19 protein-coding genes and 1 tRNA gene are annotated in these 18870 nt (G+C 64.6%); 15 read left to right on the plus strand and 5 right to left on the minus strand.

What is annotated here, in order from left to right:
• Window position 1 precedes the first annotated feature (1 nt).
• Window positions 2-397 (plus strand): DUF2802 domain-containing protein, encoded by a 396-nt coding sequence (locus LOY42_RS07810; RefSeq protein WP_023630608.1) that lies wholly within the window; start codon window positions 2-4, stop codon window positions 395-397.
• A gap of 137 nt (window positions 398-534) precedes the next feature.
• Here LOY42_RS07810 and LOY42_RS07815 read toward each other — a convergent pair whose 3' ends face one another.
• The 3 genes from LOY42_RS07815 to LOY42_RS07825 all read right to left on the minus strand — a co-directional run bounded on the left by LOY42_RS07815 (window position 535) and on the right by LOY42_RS07825 (window position 5249).
• Complete coding sequence (locus LOY42_RS07815) at window positions 535-3285, minus strand: dermonecrotic toxin domain-containing protein (protein WP_258600201.1); 2751 nt, start codon at window positions 3283-3285, stop codon at window positions 535-537.
• A gap of 66 nt (window positions 3286-3351) precedes the next feature.
• Entirely contained in the window at window positions 3352-3696 is a 345-nt protein-coding gene (locus tag LOY42_RS07820; RefSeq protein WP_102685093.1) for an EscU/YscU/HrcU family type III secretion system export apparatus switch protein, read from the minus strand.
• Window positions 3693-5249 carry a flagellar hook-length control protein FliK gene (locus LOY42_RS07825; RefSeq protein WP_258600202.1) on the minus strand — a complete coding sequence of 519 codons (1557 nt, stop codon included), beginning with the start codon at window positions 5247-5249 and terminating at the stop codon, window positions 3693-3695. The genes LOY42_RS07820 and LOY42_RS07825 overlap by 4 nt, the downstream gene beginning before the upstream one ends.
• A gap of 133 nt (window positions 5250-5382) precedes the next feature.
• On the opposite strand from LOY42_RS07825, the gene ccmA reads away from it, so the two are divergent.
• From ccmA to LOY42_RS07890, 13 genes are all read left to right on the plus strand, one after another.
• Window positions 5383-6015 carry a cytochrome c biogenesis heme-transporting ATPase CcmA gene (gene ccmA, locus LOY42_RS07830; protein ID WP_139673269.1) on the plus strand — a complete coding sequence of 211 codons (633 nt, stop codon included), beginning with the start codon at window positions 5383-5385 and terminating at the stop codon, window positions 6013-6015.
• Complete coding sequence (ccmB, locus tag LOY42_RS07835; RefSeq protein WP_031315999.1) at window positions 6012-6680, plus strand: heme exporter protein CcmB; 669 nt, start codon at window positions 6012-6014, stop codon at window positions 6678-6680. Before ccmA ends, ccmB begins: the two co-directional genes overlap by 4 nt.
• Before the next feature lie 46 nt (window positions 6681-6726).
• Complete coding sequence (locus LOY42_RS07840; protein WP_102685090.1) at window positions 6727-7494, plus strand: heme ABC transporter permease; 768 nt, start codon at window positions 6727-6729, stop codon at window positions 7492-7494.
• Window positions 7491-7667 carry a heme exporter protein CcmD gene (gene ccmD / locus LOY42_RS07845; RefSeq protein ID WP_046854700.1) on the plus strand — a complete coding sequence of 59 codons (177 nt, stop codon included), beginning with the start codon at window positions 7491-7493 and terminating at the stop codon, window positions 7665-7667. Before LOY42_RS07840 ends, ccmD begins: the two co-directional genes overlap by 4 nt.
• Window positions 7664-8119, plus strand: coding sequence for a cytochrome c maturation protein CcmE (gene ccmE / locus LOY42_RS07850; protein WP_023632021.1), 456 nt, complete (start codon window positions 7664-7666; stop codon window positions 8117-8119). The genes ccmD and ccmE overlap by 4 nt, the downstream gene beginning before the upstream one ends.
• 11 nt (window positions 8120-8130) lie before the next feature.
• Window positions 8131-10104, plus strand: a complete 1974-nt coding sequence (locus LOY42_RS07855) for a heme lyase CcmF/NrfE family subunit (RefSeq protein ID WP_177486063.1) — start codon at window positions 8131-8133, stop codon at window positions 10102-10104.
• On the plus strand, window positions 10101-10637 hold the full coding sequence (locus tag LOY42_RS07860) for a DsbE family thiol:disulfide interchange protein (RefSeq protein ID WP_139673262.1): 537 nt from the start codon (window positions 10101-10103) through the stop codon (window positions 10635-10637). The genes LOY42_RS07855 and LOY42_RS07860 overlap by 4 nt, the downstream gene beginning before the upstream one ends.
• Window positions 10634-11110, plus strand: a complete 477-nt coding sequence (locus LOY42_RS07865) for a cytochrome c-type biogenesis protein (protein WP_139673259.1) — start codon at window positions 10634-10636, stop codon at window positions 11108-11110. Before LOY42_RS07860 ends, LOY42_RS07865 begins: the two co-directional genes overlap by 4 nt.
• A complete protein-coding gene (ccmI, locus tag LOY42_RS07870; RefSeq protein WP_139673256.1) occupies window positions 11103-12290 on the plus strand; it encodes a c-type cytochrome biogenesis protein CcmI in 1188 nt (395 codons plus the stop codon). Before LOY42_RS07865 ends, ccmI begins: the two co-directional genes overlap by 8 nt.
• A 13-nt stretch (window positions 12291-12303) precedes the next feature.
• Window positions 12304-12729 (plus strand): hypothetical protein, encoded by a 426-nt coding sequence (locus LOY42_RS07875; protein ID WP_038706546.1) that lies wholly within the window; start codon window positions 12304-12306, stop codon window positions 12727-12729.
• A gap of 144 nt (window positions 12730-12873) precedes the next feature.
• Window positions 12874-13812, plus strand: coding sequence for a 2-hydroxyacid dehydrogenase (locus tag LOY42_RS07880; RefSeq protein WP_139673253.1), 939 nt, complete (start codon window positions 12874-12876; stop codon window positions 13810-13812).
• Window positions 13813-13861: 49 nt separating this feature from the next.
• A complete protein-coding gene (locus LOY42_RS07885) occupies window positions 13862-14650 on the plus strand; it encodes a PhzF family phenazine biosynthesis protein (protein ID WP_198755364.1) in 789 nt (262 codons plus the stop codon).
• A gap of 109 nt (window positions 14651-14759) precedes the next feature.
• Window positions 14760-15176: a cupin domain-containing protein gene (locus LOY42_RS07890; RefSeq protein ID WP_139673247.1), complete on the plus strand. Its 417-nt coding sequence runs from the start codon at window positions 14760-14762 to the stop codon at window positions 15174-15176.
• A 54-nt stretch (window positions 15177-15230) separates the two neighbouring features.
• On the opposite strand, the gene LOY42_RS07895 is transcribed toward LOY42_RS07890, so the two are convergent.
• A tRNA-Asn gene (locus LOY42_RS07895) sits at window positions 15231-15306 on the minus strand.
• Between the two features lie 61 nt (window positions 15307-15367).
• Window positions 15368-16564, minus strand: coding sequence for an amino acid aminotransferase (locus LOY42_RS07900; protein ID WP_094012465.1), 1197 nt, complete (start codon window positions 16562-16564; stop codon window positions 15368-15370).
• A 288-nt stretch (window positions 16565-16852) separates the two neighbouring features.
• Here LOY42_RS07900 and uvrB point away from each other — a divergent pair, with 288 nt between their 5' ends.
• Window positions 16853-18868, plus strand: a complete 2016-nt coding sequence (uvrB, locus tag LOY42_RS07905; protein ID WP_258600203.1) for an excinuclease ABC subunit UvrB — start codon at window positions 16853-16855, stop codon at window positions 18866-18868.
• Window positions 18869-18870 lie beyond the last annotated feature (2 nt).

Here is an 18870-nt window from a genome sequence, read left to right on the forward strand (position 1 = left end):
GTTGATCTTCGAGGTTGCTGTCATCTTCCTGGCGCTGCTGTGGGCACTGAGCCTGTGGTTCTTCCTCAACTACAGCAAGCGCCAGCGCGAGCTGGCCGCCCAGCAGGCGCAGGGCGATGCGCTGCGTGACCAGCGCATCAAGGACCTCGCCAAACGCCTGGACGACTACCAGAACGGCACCGTGCGCATGGGCGAGGCGATCCATGAACTGCGTGCGGTGGTGGCGCCGCTGCCCGAGAAGCTCCAGCAACTCGAGCAGCGCGACCCCAACAGCGTCACTTTCGCCCAGGCCGCCAAGCTGGTGGGGATGGGCGCCAGCGTCGAGGAGCTGACCCAGACCTGCGGGTTGACCCAGGCCGAGGCGCAGTTGATGAGCAAGCTGCACCGCGGCGAGTGATGAACGGGGCGATGAAAGTCGCCCTGTTTTTTTGGGCTTTCAAATCACGACGACTGGCAATCATTGTTGCGCACCCTGCTCGCGATACAGGGCCATTCAATAACTGTTTGCGGTAGTCCCCCGCACTGTACGACTGATTATTTGCTCCAGGAATGATTGCCGCCGACCTGGGCGAAACGATTCAGCGGCAGCAGCGTGCGTATGGCCTCCTTGCCACGTTGCAGGTCGATGAACTGGTAGGCGTTGATCCGCGGCATGGCGTACAGATTGATGATCTGGCGCAAGGTGCGCAGCGCCGGCAAGTGGCGGTCGACCACATCGCTGAGCAAGGCTGGGCCGGTCATGCGGCTGAGGCGGTTGGCATAGCGATAGAAGTTGGCCGGGTCATCGGCCAGGCTGGGCTTGCTGTCGTAGAAGTCCGGGTTGGTCTGGAAGCGGGCATGCATTTCTTCGGAAATCGCCTCGAGGGTGGGGTTGCCAGGGTGGCTGCCGATCAGGCTGGTGTTGTAAAGGCAGTTCATGCCCATCTTTTCGTTGGACATCGGGGGCGCCAGTAGCAAGCCATCGGGTGTAGTGCTCAATTCAACCTGGTCGATGGCTTCGTTGGGGCTCTCCGCCGGTTGCCCATTGATTAGCTGCGGACGGTCCCCTTGGCTCAGCAGGGTATCGTCCACATCCATGTACAAGCCCCCTTCGTGGTGCAGCATAGGGTAGCGCAACACGTCGGATGCCGAGGCGTAGTTGCTGGCGATACCGCCATTGCCATCCAGCGCTGCATCATATTGGGCGAAGTACTTGCTCTGGCGAAATACTCTGAAGAAGGCTTGCTCTTCCAGCGGCAGAACCTGCAGCCCTGGTGCTTGCGCAGCGAGCAGCCACTGGTTTTCGGCATAGACGTCGGGGTTGGCGCGCGAAAGGAACAGGCGCAGAGAATAGTCACTGTCCTTGAGCCGTGCGGCATTCTTGCCAAGGTTGGTCAGCAGTTCAGGGTTGATGACTTTGTCGCCCACCCAGAGGCAATTGATCCTCTTCGGGATGGGGTGGCTGTCCGCGGCTTGCATCGGTACTTCCACCGGCAATGGAAGATCGATCCCCAGCGCGCGCAGGCTACGGGTGCGCATGGTGTTGGTGACTGAACGGGTGGAGGGTGCCGGCACCAGGTCCTTGCTGCCTGCCTGGGCAATGTAACCGACTGGATCGATCTCGTTGAGCTCATCCTCTTGAATGAAGACATCGCGCTCGATGTCGTAGACCACACGATTGTTGTAGCCATGGATACTCACATCGAGGTTGTCGGGATCGCCGTTGTAGAGCGGCGTTCGTACAACGGAGTCGGTGATGGCCTGATCGCCGTCCGGCAGCGGCAGGATCGAGTCTGGTGTGTGGAAATAGCGGGCACCCTCAGGGGCTGGAAAGCGGGGTGGGGTGCTCGGGCTCAATGGGTAACCGATCTGTTCGTTCAGGCGCGTTGGCGGGACGAAGCCCTCGCTTTTGAATGCGAACAGCGCCTTGGCTCCACGGGCGCCAGCGATTGCCAATGGCACGGCATTGAACAGGCCCCAGGTGATGTTCCCGACACCGGCTTCCTTCTCTTGCAGTGTCCGGCCGTTGATCGCCTGGTCGAGCCCCAGGCCCAACTGTACGACGCCGCCCAGGGCCAGCAGCGGGGCAAGGCCCGGCACCACGAGACACAACGGTGCCAGCAGGTTGAGTGTGGTGGCCAGGTAGCCGATCCAGCGGGCTTTGCTGACTTGGCTGTCGCGGGTGATGAGAAAGTCGGCATCGTCGTAACTGCGTTGGCGCTGACGCTCGGCCAGTGCCTGGAAAAGGTCGCCTTCAAGCCTTGGGTTGTATTTGCCGGGCCGATAGTCGACATAGGTCCGTGGCGGCCAGGTGCCGTCATCATTGAAGTAGCCGTGTTCGGGGGGTAATGGGTGACGGGCCGGGTAGTCGGCCAGGCCATCGAGGGCGGTTTCCAGGCCGCTGAAGTCGACGCCTTGCGGGCGGTCGGCCATTCGGAAGTACTGTTTAAAGGCGTGGCGCTTTGCCGGATCCTGGCACTGGCGGCCAACCCAGTCCTTCATAAGCGTCTTGCTGTTGAACTCCAGCAATGGCGAGCTGTTACCGGGCATGTAGAGTACGGTCAGGTCGCTGGCAGGGTCGTTCAGATACAACAGGTCGGTAGCGGCGTAGCCGTAGATGTTCAGCGTACTCCTGTGCAGCTGCCTGCTGCAGGGTAGCAACCCGGCGGCTTGCCAGATGAGCTTCCTGGCCGCCTCGCTGAGGCTGCCTTCGCCGACCTGCTTGTTACAGGCCGCTATGAAATTGAGCTTGCAGGCAAGCCTGTGGTCTTGCAGATGTTCGTTCCAGTATCGGTCTAGCTGGGTCTTGAAGGGCGTATGGAAGTCCAGGTCTTCTATGAACCTTTGGAAAGCTTCTGCGGCTATCGGCAGGTGAGTCGAGGTGTCATAGCGTTGTGGCGTGGTACGGCGGAACAAACCGTTGAACACCTCGAAGGCGGCACCGTTGTGATTGAAGGCGGGGGCTGGCAGTGTTTCCACCAGGTGTAGCGGACGATCGGGCATGGTGCCGGCCCACGGGTTGCCAAACAGGCTGCCGAACAGGTTGTTGTTGGATTCACCTTGCCAGTTGCTCAGTACCGCCTGGGGCAAACTCATGCGTTGGGTAACCGCGGCAAGGTAGCGATTCGGTCCATCGGGGCGGTAGTGCAGGGTGACGACGTCGATCTGCGCAGCGGCCAGGTCATGGCCCTGTTGTGCCAGCCATTGCTGAATTGCCCGGCTGGCTTCGAGATCCGGGCGCGGCACATGGCTCAGGTGGTCGACAACGTACTGAACGCCGGCGGCGTTGATGCGGCTTGTGGGCATTTTGTTCACCTTGCTCATTTATGGGAATGGCAAGGCTGAATGGCTTATGCACGCAGGGGGCGGTAGCTAATTATCAGTGCCGCCCGGTGGCAGTAGCGCGGCTACCGGAGTCACGTCCCGTGGTGCGCTGGGCTCATCGCTGAAGCCAGGGGGTACCTTGCCACGCAGCTGCCAGGCAAAGGCGATGATCTCGGCGATGGTCAGGTACAGCGCCTCGGGGATCTGTTCGCCCAGCTCCAGGCGCGTCAGCAGCCGTACCAGCTCGGCGTTCTCGTAGATCGGCACTTCATGCTCGCGGGCCAGGGCGAGGATGGCTTCGGCCAATTCGTCGTCGCCCTTGGCGCTCAGGGTCGGGGCCTGCTGGCCGTCGTAGCTCAGGGCGATGGCCTGGCGCGGTTGCTTGTGCTTCATGCGGTCTCATCCACCCAGCGTTGTTCGAGGCGTGTGCGTGGCCCCTGAGGCGGAGTACCCGGGTGGCATTCCAGGTCGCCCACATCCAGACCGCGGGCCAGCAGGCGATCACGCAGGGCGCCAAGCTGGCTGTCGATCAGGCGCGCGGTGCGTTCCTGTTGCGCCCAGAGCTGGCCCGACAGCCGGCCCTGGAGCAGTTGCGCCTGTACCTGCAATGGGCCCAGTGGCGCGAGGTCGAAGGCCAGCTCGACACGCCACAGGGCTTCCAGCGGTTCAGACTGTTCTCGTTCCCGCTCGGCTTGCTGTTCCGGGGTTTCCTCGCGCTGTAGCTTGACCTGCAGGGGCACGAATTCCTGGCCATGGCGTACCGGTACTTCGGTTTGCCAGGTGGTCTGCTGATTGCCGTTCTCGAGCGTGCCGCTCTGTTGCAGGCTGGACAGCGAGTGGCTTTGCAATCGGGAGATGGCGGCGGCGGCCAGGCGCAGCAATTGTTGCAGATCGCCTTCGCTTTCCAGCTTCTGCAGCAGGCGTGAGGGCAGGGGGAATGCACTGGGCAGTGGTCGCGGGCTGACCTGGCCAAGCATGCCCAGGGCGCTGCGGGCCAGGCCTGGCAGGGCCTGGGCAATGGTCGCGGTGGCCAGCGGCGGGTGTCCGGAGGTACCGGGCAGTGCCTGGGCCACCAGCTTGACCAGTTGAGCCTTGAGATCGGGCGCGATACTGCTCGCCTGCCCGCCGAGAAGCTTGGACTCGAAGAACGTTCCGCTGTTGTTGAGCGCCTGCGCCAGGCCTTTGGCGTCTCCCATCTGTCGGGCATCCGGCAGGTTGGTGAGCAGGCGCTCGGCGCTGGCGCGCAACTCGGGGGGCGCATCGGGACTGCTGGCGATTCGTTGCAGGCTGGCGAGCACGCCCGGCAGCGAAGCCTGGAGAGCCTGCTGGGTCGACAGGTGCTGGGTAACGGCCAACTGGTCCTGTCGGCCACTCAGGGGCACGAAACGCAGCGCCTGCTCCCCCTGCACCAGCGCGCTCAGCAGGCTGCCCACGGGGAGCTGTCGAGGGCTGTCAATGGCCAGGGTGGCACCTGCCTGACTGCTGTTGAGCAGGCTCACCAGTGAACGGAAGGTCGCGGGCAGGCCAGGGCCCTGCGACAAGGCCTGGCTGGTCAGAACCTTGGCCTGGAGCAAGGTGCCGACCGGCATCTGCCGGGTGTCGAGCTGGGTCAGGGTGGCGATGTTGCTGGCAGTGGCCTGTTGCACCATTACCGCCAGGCGGTTGGCCTCGGGCTGGCTGACCAGGATCTGGCTGCCGGGCGGCATGGGCTGGCTGGCAGTGGTCAGTACTTGTGTCTGGTAGCCGTTGGCCTGGGCAAGCCGCAGCAGCATCTGGAATTCCTGGCCGACCTGGCGCAGGGTGATGACCTCGGCCTTGGCGGTTTCTCCAGGCGGCAGCAGGCCGGGTTGGGCCTGCAGCAGGCGCAGCATCTCGCCGGTCATCGCAACCCGTGTCGCTTGGGCGCTTACCGCGGTTTGTGTGCTGAGACTATTGATTTCAGTCATGATTGTATACAACCTGTCGAACCAGCCCTCTTGGCAGTGCGGTGACGCGTGCAATAATGCCGCTCGCTCGCCATTGCCAGTATAACGGCAAGGGTTGATGCGACTTGAGACACAGACTGCATAAGGCGATACCGTGACCCTTCACCTCCAAGCCGCGGGCCTGGCCTGCGAGCGCGACTGGCGGCTGCTGTTCGAGCACCTGCACTTCGAACTGCACCCTGGCGACATGCTGCAGGTAGCCGGCCCCAATGGCAGCGGCAAGACCAGCCTGTTGCGCCTGCTGGCCGGGCTCATGCAACCCACCGCCGGGCAGATCCTGCTGGGGGGCCAGCCGTTGGCCGAACAACGCCATGCCCTGGCCAGCATCCTGCTGTGGATCGGCCATGCCGCCGGGATCAAGGACCTGCTCAGCGCCGAAGAGAACCTTGCCTGGCTCTGCGCGTTGCACCGCCCGGCCAGCCGCGAGGCGATCTGGAAGGCGCTGGAGGCCGTCGGCCTGCGCGGTTTCGAGGACGTGCCCTGTCATACCTTGTCTGCCGGCCAGCAGCGCCGTGTGGCCCTGGCCCGGCTGTACCTGGACAGCCCGCCGCTGTGGATCCTCGACGAACCGTTCACTGCCCTCGACAAGCAGGGCGTGGCGCAACTGGAAGCGCACCTTGCAGCACACTGCGAGCAGGGTGGTACCGTGGTGCTGACCACCCACCACACGCTCGAACGCAAGCCATCCGGTTATCGCGAGCTGAACCTGGGGCAATGGGCGGCATGAGCGTATTCCTTCTGCTGTTGCGCCGTGAGGCGCGGCTATTGTTCCGCCGCCCGGCGGAGCTGGCCAACCCGCTGGTGTTCTTCGCCATCGTTGTCGCCCTGTTCCCGCTGGCGGTAGGGCCCGAGACACAATTGTTGCAAACCTTGTCGCCGGGGCTAGTCTGGGTCGCGGCCTTGCTGGCGGTATTGTTGTCGCTGGACGGGTTGTTTCGCAGTGATTTCGAGGACGGCTCGCTCGAGCAGTGGGTGCTTTCGCCGCATCCACTGGCCATGTTGGTGCTGGCCAAGGTGCTGGCGCACTGGATCTTTTCCGGATTGGCGCTGGTATTGTTGGCACCATTGCTGGCGCTGATGCTGGGCCTGCCGCCCAGTTGCCTGCCGGTGCTGCTCGCCTCCTTGCTGCTGGGCACCCCGGTGCTGAGCCTTCTGGGCGCGGTGGGCGCGGCGCTGACGGTCGGTCTCAAGCGCGGTGGCCTGCTGCTGGCGTTGCTGATTCTGCCGTTGTATATCCCTGTATTGATCCTGGGCAGTGGTGCGTTGCAGGCGGCATTGCAGAATATGCCCGCCACCGGCCATCTGCTCTGGCTCGCCAGCCTGACGGCCCTGGCGGTGACACTGGCACCCTTTGCGATCGCGGCCGGTCTGAAAATCAGCGTCGGCGAATAACGAGTGCCGGGCATTGCAGCCCGGCCAATACCCTGGATGTACCCTGATGAAAATAAGCTGGACGTGGTTCCACAAGCTGGGTTCCCCCAAATGGTTCTATGCCATCAGCGGCCGCATGCTGCCATGGCTGACCGTTTGCGCCATCGTGCTAATGCTGGTCGGCATCACCTGGGGCCTGGCCTTCGCCCCCCAGGACTACCAGCAGGGCAACAGTTTCCGCATCATCTATATCCACGTGCCGACGGCCATGCTTGCCCAGTCGTGCTACGTGATGCTTGCGGTGGCGGGCGTGGTGGGGCTGGTGTGGAAGATGAAACTGGCCGACGTCGCGCTGCAGTGCGCGGCGCCCATCGGCGCCTGGATGACCGCAGTGGCGCTGGTCACCGGGGCGATCTGGGGCAAGCCCACCTGGGGCAGTTGGTGGGTCTGGGACGCGCGCCTGACATCCATGCTTATCCTGCTGTTCCTGTACTTCGGCATCATCGCCCTGGGCCAGGCCATCAGCAACCGCGACAGCGCGGCCAAGGCCTGTGCGGTACTGGCGATCGTCGGTGTGATCAACATCCCGATCATCAAGTACTCGGTGGAGTGGTGGAATACCCTGCACCAGGGCGCCACCTTCACCCTCACCGAAAAGCCGGCAATGCCGGTGGAAATGTGGGCGCCGCTGCTGATCACCGCGTTGGGCTTCTATTGCTTCTTCGGCGCCGTGCTGTTGCTGCGCATGCGTCTGGAAGTGCTCAAGCGCGAAGCGCGGGCCAGTTGGGTCAAGGATGAAGTGCTGAGCCAGCTTGGACGGGAGGCGGCACGATGAGCTTTGCCTCCTTCAGTGATTTCCTCGCCATGGGCCACCATGGCCTGTACGTATGGTCGGCCTACGGGATCTGCCTGGCGGTGCTGGCGCTGAATGTCGCCGCGCCTCTGCTGGCCCGTCGCCGCTACCTGCAAGAAGAGGCGCGTCGTCTGCGCCGGGAGAACAAACCGTGAATCCGCAGCGCAAGAAACGCCTGTTCATCATCCTCGGCCTGCTGGCCGGTGTCGGCGTCGCCGTGGGCTTTGCCCTGAGTGCGCTGCAGCAGAACATCAACCTGTTCTACACCCCGACGCAGATCGCCAACGGCGAGGCGCCCCTGGACACCCGCATCCGCGCTGGTGGCATGGTCGAGAAAGGCTCGGTGCAGCGCTCGGCCGATTCGCTCGACGTACGCTTCGTGGTCACCGACTACAGCAAGTCGGTACCGATCACCTACCGCGGCATCCTCCCTGACCTGTTCCGCGAAGGGCAGGGCATCGTCGCCCTCGGCAAGCTCAATGCCGACGGCGTGGTGGTAGCCGATGAGGTACTGGCCAAGCACGACGAGAAATACATGCCGCCGGAAGTCACCAAGGCCCTGAAGGAAAGCGGCCAGGCTGCCAGCGATGCGGGAGCCAAGCCATGAACGCGGCCCTGGTGATCCCCGAACTGGGCCAGCTGGCGATGATCCTGGCCATCTGCTTCGCCGCCGTGCAGGCCAGCGTGCCGCTGCTCGGCGCCTGGCGCGGCGACAGCCTGTGGATGGGCCTGGCGCGGCCGGCGGCCTGGGGGCAGTTCGCCTTCCTGGCTTTCGCCTTCGCCTGCCTTACCCACGCCTTCATGACCGACAACTTCTCGGTCGCCTATGTGGCCAGCAACTCCAACAGCGCCTTGCCCTGGTACTACAAGTTCAGTGCCGTGTGGGGCGCGCACGAAGGCTCGCTGCTGCTATGGGCGCTGATCCTCGGCGGCTGGACCTTCGCCGTGTCGATCTTCTCGCGCCAGCTGCCCCAGGTGATGCTGGCCCGGGTGCTGGCGGTCATGGGCATGATCAGCGTGGGCTTCCTGAGTTTCCTGATCATCACTTCCAATCCGTTCCAGCGCCTGCTGCCGCAGGTACCGGGCGACGGTCGCGACCTCAACCCGCTGCTGCAGGACTTCGGCCTGATCGTCCACCCACCGATGCTGTACATGGGTTATGTGGGCTTTTCGGTGGCCTTCGCCTTCGCCATCGCCGCCTTGCTCGGCGGGCGCCTGGACGCGGCCTGGGCGCGCTGGTCGCGGCCCTGGACTATCGTCGCCTGGGCTTTCCTGGGCGTCGGCATCACCCTCGGCTCGTGGTGGGCCTACTACGAACTGGGCTGGGGCGGCTGGTGGTTCTGGGACCCGGTCGAAAACGCCTCGTTCATGCCTTGGCTGGTGGGCACGGCGCTGATCCACTCGCTGGCGGTCACCGAGAAGCGCGGGGTGTTCAAGAGCTGGACCGTGCTGCTGGCCATCGCCGCGTTCTCCCTGAGTCTGCTGGGTACATTCCTGGTGCGCTCCGGTGTACTGACCTCGGTGCACGCGTTCGCCGCCGACCCTTCGCGCGGCATCTTCATCCTGTTCTTCCTGTTGTTCGTGGTCGGCGGCTCGCTGACCCTGTTCGCCCTGCGCGCCCCGGTAGTCAAGAGCCAGGTGGGTTTTGCGCTGTGGTCCCGTGAAACCTTGCTGCTGGCCAACAACCTGGTGCTGGTGGTGGCGGCGTCGATGATCCTGCTCGGCACGCTGTACCCGCTGGTGCTCGATGCCCTGACCGGGGCCAAGCTGTCGGTCGGCCCGCCGTACTTCGACGCCTTGTTCCTGCCGCTGATGGCGCTGCTGATGGTGGTGCTGGGTATCGGTGTGGTGGTGCGCTGGAAGGATACCCCCGGCAAGTGGCTGGCCGGCATGTTGACCCCGGTGCTGGTTGGCAGCGTGGTGCTGGCGCCGGTCGCCGGGCTGATCGTCGATGATTTCGACTGGCCGGCCCTCAGCGTGTTCGCCCTGGCCGCCTGGGTAGTCCTGAGCGGCGTGCGCGACATTCTCGACAAGACCCGTCACAAGGGCCTGGTCAAAGGCCTTGGTGCGCTCAACCGCAGCTACTGGGGCATGCACCTGGCGCACCTGGGGCTGGTGGTCTGTGCCCTGGGCGTGGTGTTGTCGAGCAATAACAGCGCCGAGCGCGACCTGCGCATGGCGCCGGGCGAGACCGTCGAGCTGGGCGGTTACCACTTCCTGTTCGAGGGCGCCAAACACTTTGAAGGCCCGAACTTCATTTCTGACAAGGGCACTATCCGCGTCTCGCGCAATGGCCGCGAGGTGTCCGTGCTGCACCCGGAAAAACGCCTGTACACCGTGCAGCAGTCGATGATGACCGAGGCCGGCATCGACGCCGGTTTCACCCGCGACCTGTATGTCGCCTTGGGCGAACCGCTGGAAAACGGCGCCTGGGCAGTGCGGGTGCATATCAAACCCTATGTCCGCTGGATCTGGCTGGGCGGTCTTCTGACCGGCCTGGGCGGCTTGCTGGCGGCCCTCGACCGGCGCTACCGCGTCAAGGTCAAGACCCGGGTGCGTGAGGCCCTGGGCGTGTCTGGAGCAACTGCATGAAGCGTTGGATCATGGTCGTGCCACTGGCGGTGTTCCTGCTGGTGGCGGTCTTTCTCTACAAGGGGTTGTTCCTCAAGCCCGACGAACTGCCTTCGGCAATGATCGGCAAGCCATTCCCGGCATTCTCCCTGGCGTCGGTGCAGGATGACCGCACCCTGACCCAGGCCGACCTGCTCGGGCGTCCGGCGCTGGTCAACGTGTGGGGTACCTGGTGCCCGTCCTGCAAGGTCGAGCACCCCTACCTGAACCAGCTGGCCGAGCAGGGCGTGGTAATCCACGGGGTCAACTACAAGGACGACAACGCCGCCGCGCTGAAGTGGCTGGCCGAGTTCCACAACCCTTACCAGCTGAACATCGCCGACCAGCAAGGCACACTGGGCCTGGACCTGGGTGTGTATGGCGCGCCGGAAACCTTCCTGATCGACGCCAAGGGCATCATCCGCTACAAGCATGTCGGTGTGGTCGATGCCACGGTATGGCGCGAGCAGTTGGCGCCGCTGTACCAGGGCCTGGTCGACGAGGGCAGGCCATGAGGCGCTGGCTTGCGGCGGCCGTGCTCGGCCTGAGCCTGGCCGGGGTGGCCAAGGCCGCCATCGACACCTATCAGTTCCGCGACGAAGCCGAGCGCGAGCGCTACCAGCAACTGACCAAGGAACTGCGCTGCCCCAAGTGCCAGAACCAGGACATCGCCGACTCCAACGCACCGATCGCCGCCGACCTGCGCCGCGAGATCTTCCGCATGCTGGGCGAAGGCAAGAACAACCAGCAGATTGTCGATTTCATGGTCGATCGCTACGGCGACTTCGTGCGCTACAAGCCGGCGCTCAGCGGGCGCACCTGGTTGCTGTGGTTCGGCCCGGGTATCCTCCTGGCCAGTGGTTTCGTGGTGTTGGCGGTGATCGTCCGCCGTCGCCGCGGGCAGGCTGTGGCCGGCAACACCGAACTGTCCGCCGACGAACGCGAACGTCTGGCCAAACTGCTGGATAAAGAACGTACCCATGACTGAATTCTGGCTTAGCGCGGGCCTGCTGCTGCTCGCCGCCCTGGCTTTCCTGCTGTTGCCGATCCTGCGTGGCCACCGCCGCCAGCAGGCCGAACAAGACCGTACCGCACTCAATGTGGCGCTCTACGAGGAGCGGGTCGCCGAGCTGGCTGCCCAGCAGGCGGCCGGGGTGCTCGATGATCGACAGCTGGCCACGGGACGTGACGAAGCCGCCCGCGAGCTGCTGGCCGACACCGAACGCGACGAGGCCGTGCGCCAGGGCCGCCTGGGCAAGGCCATCCCGCTGCTGGCGGCGGTGCTGGTGCCGGCGATGGCCCTGGGGCTCTACCTGCACTTCGGCGCAGCCGACAAGGTCGAGCTGACCCAGGAGTTCGCCAGTGCGCCGCAGTCGATGACTGAAATGACCACGCGCCTGGAGCGCGCAGTGCAGGCCCAGCCGGACTCGGCCGAGGGCCTGTACTTCCTTGGTCGAGCGTACATGGCCGAGCAGCGGCCGGCTGATGCGGCCAAGGCCTTCGAGCGTGCCGTGGCCCTTGCCGGGCGCCAACCCGAACTGCTCGGGCAATGGGCCCAGGCGCTGTACTTTGCCGCCGACAAACAGTGGTCGGCGCAACTGCAGGCGCTCACCGATGAAGCGCTGCAAGCCGACCCGCGGGAAGTTACCAGCCTTGGCCTGCGTGGCATCGCTGCATTCGAGGGCGAACGCTTCCAGGAAGCCATCGACTACTGGCAGCGCCTGTTGGCGCAATTGCCGGAGGGCGATGCCTCTCGTGCCGCGCTGCAGGGTGGCATCGATCGTGCCGCCGACAGGCTCAAGGCCGGCGGTGGCAAGGTCGCCGAGGCTGCGCGCCTGAAAGTACGGGTCGAGCTGGGCGCGGCGCTCAAGGACAAGGTGCGCCCGGATGACACCGTGTTCATCTTCGCCCGCGCCAGCAATGGCCCGCCCATGCCGCTGGCGGCCAAGCGGGTGACGGTGGCGCAGTTGCCGATCGAAGTGGAGCTGTCGGATGCCGACGCGATGATGCCGCAGATGAAACTGTCGGACTTCACCGAAGTCCAACTGGTTGCCCGAGTCTCGCGCGCAGGCGTGCCGACCCGCGGCGAGTGGAAGGGCCAGAGTGCGCCACTGGCCACCACCACCCAGGCCACCCAGCACCTGACCATCGACAGCCCCGATCCGTAAGAGAGCAACCGTCATGAACAGCACCGTCCGCCTGACCCTGATCACCCTGGCCCTGGGTCTTTCCGCGTGTACGGTGCACCAGCCGGGGGAGCGTGAACCGCTGCCGCCTATCGAGACCACGCCGCCACCGCACCAGGGGCCGGTGGTCAAGCCACTGCCAGGTGGCCAGCCGGGTACCCAGCCGAGCAAGCCGGCGGCGATTCCCAAGCCCATGCCACGCACTTCTGCCAGCTTCGCGCCGCCGCCCGGTGGCGCCAGCCATTGGGACCCGAAGCTGGGGGTCTATGTGCTGGAGAAACAACCCAACACCTTCTACCGTCAGCGCACCTATTATCGCTGGAACAATGGCTGGAGCTGGTCGCTCAGCCCTAGCGGGCCTTGGCAGGAAACCGACAGCAGTGGCGTGCCGGGCGGCCTGGGCAGGGCGTTTGCGCAATAATTGCCGGTGGCCTGATCGCGGGGCAAGCTCGCTCCCACGGGAGGCCATCGTTTCGGGCTGGCGTGGGAGCGGGCTTGCCCCGCGACAGGGCCGGCGGCGCCAACAGCTGGCATAATCCCCCTTCGCATACAACCGGAGGGTGGCATGAGCAAGACAGTCCTGGTGCTGGTGGAAACCGTCGATGACTACCTGCCGCTATTGGAACAGGCCGGCTACCGGCTGATTCGCGCATCGTCACCGCAGATGCGCGCCGACGCCATCGCCCGCCATGCCGGCGAGATCGACGCCGTGCTCACCCGCGGTCCGCTGGGCCTCACGGCCGACGAAATTGCCACGTTGACCCAACTCAAGATCATCTGCGTGATCGGTGCCGGCTACGAGCAGGTCGACCTCGAGGCCGCCGCAGCGCGCGGTATTACCGTTACCAATGGCGCTGGGGCAAACGCCGGTCCCGTCGCCGACCACGCCATGGCGCTGCTGCTGGCGCTGTTGCGCGATATCCCGCGTGCCGATGCCAGTACCCGGCGCGGCGAATGGAACCGGGTGATCAGCCCCTCGGTCAGCGGCAAGCGCCTGGGCATCATCGGCCTGGGCGCGGTCGGCCAGGCCATCGCCCGCCGTGCGAGCCAGGGCTTCGACATGAATGTCAGCTACCACAGCCGCGCACCCCGCCAGGACCAACCGTACACCTGGTACGACAGCCCGTTGCACCTGGCCGATGCCGTGGACATCCTGGTGGTCGCCACGCCCGGCGGCGCTGCTACTCGGCATCTGGTCGATGCCCCGGTGCTGGCGGCCCTGGGCGCCGAGGGCTACCTGGTCAATATCGCCCGGGCCAGCGTCGTGGATACCACGGCGTTGGTCACGGCCCTTGAACAGGGCGTGATCGCGGGGGCCGCGCTGGATGTGTTCGACGACGAGCCGGCAGTGCCCGCTGTGCTGAAGGCGCTGGGCAACACGGTGCTGACCCCGCATGTGGCCGGGCAGTCGCCGGAAGCGGCGCGCGACACCGTGACCCTGGTGCTGCGCAACCTGCAGGCGTTCTTTGCCGGCGAGCCGGTGCTGACCCCGGTTCGCGGTTGAATCCTTTTCGAGTCCGCCCGGCACTGCGCCGGGCTTGAGGAGCCCTTGCATGCAACTAGAGATCTTCCAGGTCGATGCCTTTTCGTCCACGCCTTTCGGCGGCAACCCTGCGGCGGTGATTCCCCTGCAGCAGTGGTTGGCCGACGACGTTCTGCAGCGCATCGCCGAAGAGAACAACCTGTCCGAAACGGCTTACTTCGTGCGAAATGGCGAAGCGTTCGACCTGCGCTGGTTCACCCCGGCGGTGGAAGTCGATCTGTGCGGTCATGCGACATTGGCCGCGGCCTGGGTGCTGTTCGAGCAACTGGGGGAGCAGGCCGAGGTGCTGCGCTTCAATACCCGCAGCGGGGAGTTGCGGGTGAGCCGCAATGCCGATGGTCTGCTGGCGATGGATTTCCCGGCCAAGCAGCCGGTTGCCGTCGAGATTGCGCCGGGGTTGCTCGAGGCGTTGGGGTTGAGCGAGGCCCGGGCGTTGTATCGGACGGACGATTATGTGTTGGTGATTGACGATGCTTCGCTGATCGAAGGGCTCAAGCCGGATTTCGTGGCGTTGTCGTCATTCGATGTGCGGGGGATTGCAGTGACGGCGGCGGGGCGTGGGTTCGATTTCGTCACGCGGTGGTTCGGGCCGAGGGTGGGCGTCAATGAAGATCCGGTAACCGGGTCGGCCCACACTTCCCTGGCGCCTTATTGGGCTGAGCGGCTGGGCAAAAACAGCTTGCGCTGTGAGCAGGGTGGGGTGCGCAAGGGGCAGTTGCAGTGTGATGTGCCGGGCAATGGGCGAGTGATCATCAGTGGGCGGGGGGCGCTGTATCTGCGGGGTGTGATTTTTATTTGAGTGCCGCTGGCGGGCGGCCAATCGGCCTCCCGCTTTTTCCGTGAATTGGCCGTTTGCCCATGGTGACGCCGGGCTTAACCTGCAGGCAGATCCCTACAGGAGAAGCCCCATGCGATCTGTCCATTTCCCCGCGGCCCTGCTGACGCTCGGCCTGCTCGCCCCACTATCGCTGGCCTGGGCCCATGGCGAAAAGCCTGATCAGGTCAGAATCCTCCAGGAGCAGCTCCCCACCAATGCCCCCGGCAACAAAGCCGTGATGCTCACGGTGAGCTATGCCCCTGGCGAGGCATCGTCCGGCCACTGGCATCCGGGTGCGGTCATGGCCTATGTGCTGGAAGGGGCGGTGACATCCAAGCTCAATGACGAACCGGAGAAGACCTACAAGGCCGGCGAATTCTGGTACGAGGCCCCGGGGACGGTGCACAGCGTCTCACGCAATGCCAGTAAAAGCGCGCCAGCCAAGCTGCTTGTGTGGAGCCTGGTGGAGGAGGGCAAGCCGGTGACCGAGCCGTTGCCAAAGCGCTGAATCGCAGGCAATAAAAAACCTCCAGTGCTTGCGCATCTGGAGGTTTTCAGTGTTTGGCTCCGCGACCTGGACTCGAACCAGGGACCCAATGATTAACAGTCATTTGCTCTACCGACTGAGCTATCGCGGAATCTGCGCGTATCTTACTGCGTGTCTTGGGGAAGTCAAGCTTCCCCTAGACAATCAAGCAGTTACAGCACTTCCACGATGGCCTTGGTGACCACGTGGATGTTGCTCTGGTTCAGCGCGGCGACCGCGATGCGGCCAGTGTCCAGCGCGTAGATGCCGAACTCGTTCTTCAGGCGTGCCACTTGTTCAACGGTCAGGCCCGAGTAGGAGAACATGCCGCACTGGCGGCCGACAAAGCTGAAGTCACGCTTGGCGCCGTACTCGGCCAGCAGCTCGACCATCTGCTTGCGCATGCCGTGGATACGCTCGCGCATCTCGGCCAGCTCGGTTTCCCACATCTGGCGCAACTCGGGGCTGTTGAGCACCGCGGCGACGATGCTGGCGCCGTGGGTGGGCGGGTTGGAGTAGGTGGTGCGGATAACCCGCTTGACCTGCGACAGCACGCGGGTGCTCTCGTCCTTCGAGGCGGTGACGATCGACAGTGCACCAACACGCTCGCCGTACAGCGAGAACGACTTGGAGAACGAGCTGGAGACGAAGAACTCCAGGCCCGATTCGGCGAACAGGCGCACGGCGAAGGCGTCTTCGTCGATGCCGGCACCGAAGCCTTGGTAGGCCATGTCGAGGAACGGGATGTGGCCTTTGGCCTTGACCACTTCCAGCACGTTCTTCCAGTCGTCCAGCGACAGGTCGACGCCGGTCGGGTTGTGGCAGCAGGCGTGCAGCACGATGACCGAGCCCGATGGCAGGCTGTTCAGGTCTTCGAGCATGCCGGCGCGGTTGACGTCCTGGCTGGCGGCATCGTAGTAGCGGTAGGTCTGTACCGGGAAACCGGCGCTCTCGAACAGGGCGCGGTGGTTTTCCCAGCTCGGGTCGCTGATGGCGACCACGGCACCCGGCTGCAGGCGCTTGAGGAAATCGGCGCCGATCTTCAGCGCGCCGGTACCGCCGACAGCCTGCACGGTGACCACGCGGCCTGCGGCCAGCAACGGCGATTCGGCGCCGAAGATCAGCTTCTGCACGGCCTGGTCGTACTGGGCGATGCCGTCGATCGGCAGATAGCCGCGGGAGGCGTGCTGGGCGGCACGGGCGGTCTCGGCTGCGATCACCGCGCGCAGCAGCGGGATGCGGCCTTCCTCATTGCAGTAGACGCCCACGCCCAGGTTCACCTTGTCGGTGCGTGGATCGGCGTTGAATGCTTCGTTGAGGCCCAGGATAGGGTCGCGGGGTGCCAGCTCGACAGCGGAAAACAGGCTCATTGTTACCTTGGCTCTGATAGGAGAGTGATAGGGTCGCCACGCTCCAGCCGAAGGCACTGAAGCGGTGCACAAACGGGGAGTCAGTATAGTGATACCCACCGGTCACTGCGACAGTCTGGCGCAGCTTTTCCGGCTGTTTGCGCAAATATTTTTCGACCATTGGTCGAATTGCCCGGTCCATTGCCTTGAAGGGGCGAGGGTCGCACTTGAATCTGGCGCCCCGGGGGCGCATTTGGGTATAGACTACTGGCTAAATTTACAGTTGCCGCGACATCCACGAGGTCCGTCATGTCCGAGTTCCAGCTCGTCACCCGCTTCCAGCCGGCCGGCGATCAGCCCGAGGCCATCCGCCAGATGGTCGAGGGCATCGACGCCGGCCTTTCGCACCAGACCCTGCTCGGGGTGACCGGCTCGGGCAAGACCTTCAGTATCGCCAACGTCATCCAGCAGGTGCAGCGCCCAACCATGGTGCTGGCGCCGAACAAGACCCTGGCCGCCCAGCTCTACGGCGAGTTCAAGGCATTCTTCCCGAACAACGCCGTCGAATACTTCGTCTCCTATTACGACTACTACCAGCCGGAAGCCTATGTGCCGTCGTCGGACACCTTCATCGAGAAGGACGCCTCGATCAACGACCATATCGAACAGATGCGCCTGTCGGCGACCAAGGCGCTGCTGGAGCGGCGCGACGCGATCATCGTCACCACCGTATCGTGCATCTACGGCCTGGGCAGCCCCGAGACGTACCTGAAGATGGTCCTGCACGTCGACCGTGGCGACAAGCTCGACCAGCGCGCTCTGCTGCGGCGCCTGGCCGATCTGCAATACACCCGCAACGAGATGGATTTCGCCCGCGCCACCTTCCGCGTGCGCGGCGACGTGATCGACATCTTCCCGGCCGAATCGGACCTGGAGGCTATCCGTATCGAGTTGTTCGATGACGAAGTGGAGAACATCGCCGCCTTCGACCCGCTCACCGGCGAGGTCATCCGCAAGCTGCCGCGGTTCACCTTCTACCCCAAGAGCCACTACGTGACCCCACGGGAAACCCTGGTCGAGGCGGTGGACGGCATCAAGGAAGAACTCAAGCAGCGCCTTGAGTACTTGAACTCGAGCAACAAGCTGGTCGAGGCGCAGCGCCTGGAGCAGCGCACCCGTTTCGATCTGGAGATGATCCTCGAGCTGGGCTACTGCAACGGCATCGAGAACTACTCGCGCTACCTCTCCGGCCGCCCGGCCGGCGCGCCGCCGCCCACGCTCTACGACTACCTGCCGGATGACGCGCTGCTGGTGATCGACGAATCCCACGTCAGCGTTCCGCAGGTCGGCGCCATGTACAAGGGCGACCGTTCGCGCAAGGAAACCCTGGTGGAGTACGGCTTCCGCCTGCCGTCGGCACTGGACAACCGGCCCATGCGTTTCGATGAGTGGGAGGCGGTCAGCCCGCAGACCATCTTCGTCTCGGCTACCCCCGGACCCTACGAGGCCGAGCACGCCGGGCGGGTGGTGGAGCAGGTGGTGCGGCCGACCGGCCTGGTCGACCCGCAGGTCGAGGTGCGCCCGGCCCTGACCCAGGTCGACGACCTGCTGTCGGAGATCGGCAAGCGCGTCGCCCTGGGCGAGCGGGTGCTGGCCACCACGCTGACCAAGCGCATGGCCGAGGACCTCACCGACTACCTGGCCGACCACGATGTGCGGGTGCGCTACCTGCACTCGGACATCGACACCGTCGAACGGGTCGAGATCATCCGCGACCTGCGCCTGGGGGCTTTCGACGTGCTGGTGGGGATCAACCTGCTGCGCGAGGGCCTGGACATGCCCGAGGTGTCGCTGGTGGCGATCCTCGACGCCGACAAGGAAGGTTTCCTGCGCTCGGAGCGCTCGCTGATCCAGACCATCGGCCGCGCTGCGCGTAACCTCAACGGCAGGGCGATTCTCTACGCCGACAACATCACCGGCTCCATGCAGCGCGCCATCGACGAGACCGAGCGACGCCGCGAGAAGCAGGTCGCCTTCAACCAGGCCAACGGCATCGTGCCCAAGGGCGTGGTCAAGGACATCACCGACATCCTTGAAGGCGCCACCGTGCCCGGAGCCCGCAGCAAGAAGCGCAAGGGCATGGCCAAGGCGGCGGAAGAGGCCGGGCGCTACGAGGTCGAGCTGCAGACCCCGGCACAGATCACCAAGCGCATCAAGCAACTGGAAGAGAAGATGTTCCAGTTTGCCCGCGACCTGGAGTTCGAGGCGGCGGCGCAATTGCGCGACGAGATCGGACAGTTGCGCGAACGCTTGCTGGCCAGTTGATG

The organism is Pseudomonas sp. B21-023 (genome assembly GCF_024749165.1).
Taxonomy (GTDB): Bacteria; Pseudomonadota; Gammaproteobacteria; order Pseudomonadales; family Pseudomonadaceae; genus Aquipseudomonas.

Coding starts and splice junctions, on each gene's coding strand:
- LOY42_RS07815 (WP_258600201.1), bottom strand. CDS start 3,285: ATGCCCACAAGCCGCATCAACGCCGCCGGCGTTCAGTACGTTGTCGAC.
- LOY42_RS07820 (WP_102685093.1), bottom strand. CDS start 3,696: ATGAAGCACAAGCAACCGCGCCAGGCCATCGCCCTGAGCTACGACGGC.
- LOY42_RS07825 (WP_258600202.1), bottom strand. CDS start 5,249: ATGACTGAAATCAATAGTCTCAGCACACAAACCGCGGTAAGCGCCCAA.
- ccmB (WP_031315999.1), top strand. CDS start 6,012: ATGAGCGTATTCCTTCTGCTGTTGCGCCGTGAGGCGCGGCTATTGTTC.
- LOY42_RS07840 (WP_102685090.1), top strand. CDS start 6,727: ATGAAAATAAGCTGGACGTGGTTCCACAAGCTGGGTTCCCCCAAATGG.
- ccmD (WP_046854700.1), top strand. CDS start 7,491: ATGAGCTTTGCCTCCTTCAGTGATTTCCTCGCCATGGGCCACCATGGC.
- LOY42_RS07860 (WP_139673262.1), top strand. CDS start 10,101: ATGAAGCGTTGGATCATGGTCGTGCCACTGGCGGTGTTCCTGCTGGTG.
- LOY42_RS07865 (WP_139673259.1), top strand. CDS start 10,634: ATGAGGCGCTGGCTTGCGGCGGCCGTGCTCGGCCTGAGCCTGGCCGGG.
- ccmI (WP_139673256.1), top strand. CDS start 11,103: ATGACTGAATTCTGGCTTAGCGCGGGCCTGCTGCTGCTCGCCGCCCTG.
- LOY42_RS07875 (WP_038706546.1), top strand. CDS start 12,304: ATGAACAGCACCGTCCGCCTGACCCTGATCACCCTGGCCCTGGGTCTT.
- LOY42_RS07880 (WP_139673253.1), top strand. CDS start 12,874: ATGAGCAAGACAGTCCTGGTGCTGGTGGAAACCGTCGATGACTACCTG.
- LOY42_RS07885 (WP_198755364.1), top strand. CDS start 13,862: ATGCAACTAGAGATCTTCCAGGTCGATGCCTTTTCGTCCACGCCTTTC.
- LOY42_RS07890 (WP_139673247.1), top strand. CDS start 14,760: ATGCGATCTGTCCATTTCCCCGCGGCCCTGCTGACGCTCGGCCTGCTC.
- LOY42_RS07900 (WP_094012465.1), bottom strand. CDS start 16,564: ATGAGCCTGTTTTCCGCTGTCGAGCTGGCACCCCGCGACCCTATCCTG.
- uvrB (WP_258600203.1), top strand. CDS start 16,853: ATGTCCGAGTTCCAGCTCGTCACCCGCTTCCAGCCGGCCGGCGATCAG.